This window comes from Bacillus sp. SIMBA_074, assembly GCF_046534555.1.
Classification (GTDB): Bacteria; Bacillota; Bacilli; order Bacillales; family Bacillaceae_G; genus Bacillus_A; species Bacillus_A mycoides.
The window spans coordinates 1-312 of record NZ_JAWRYM010000285.1 but is presented as its reverse complement, the minus strand read 5'-3'; the positions used below and the strand labels follow the sequence as shown (position 1 = coordinate 312).

The window sequence follows — 312 nt, the reverse complement described above, 5'->3', positions numbered from 1 at the left end:
ATCGACGGCGAGCCGGTTGGCGTCCGCCCGCGTCTCGGTCGCGTAGACCGTAACTCCCGGCGTGCCGGCGAGCTCCGCGGCGCGCGCCTCCGACCGGTTCGTCACCCGGATCCCGGCGACCTGCACCCCCGGCGCGAGGAGGCCGCTGAGGATCGCACGGCCCATCGACCCCGCTCCCAGCATGGCGATGGTCGGGAGGCTCAGCTTCTGCGCGTCATCCATGGCTCCATCCTAGGATTGGGACATGAGCGCATCAGGTGGAACCAAGGCCATCGTCGCCGCCCTCGCGGCGAACCTGGGGATCGCGCTGAC

1 protein-coding gene is annotated in these 312 nt (G+C 71.2%); it reads right to left on the bottom strand.

The window, feature by feature from the left end; all coding sequences use genetic code 11:
- A partial coding sequence (locus SB773_RS30870) for a pyrroline-5-carboxylate reductase family protein (RefSeq protein WP_410594051.1) occupies nt 1-222 on the bottom strand: 222 nt, incomplete at its 3' end.
- Nucleotides 223-312: the final 90 nt, after the last annotated feature.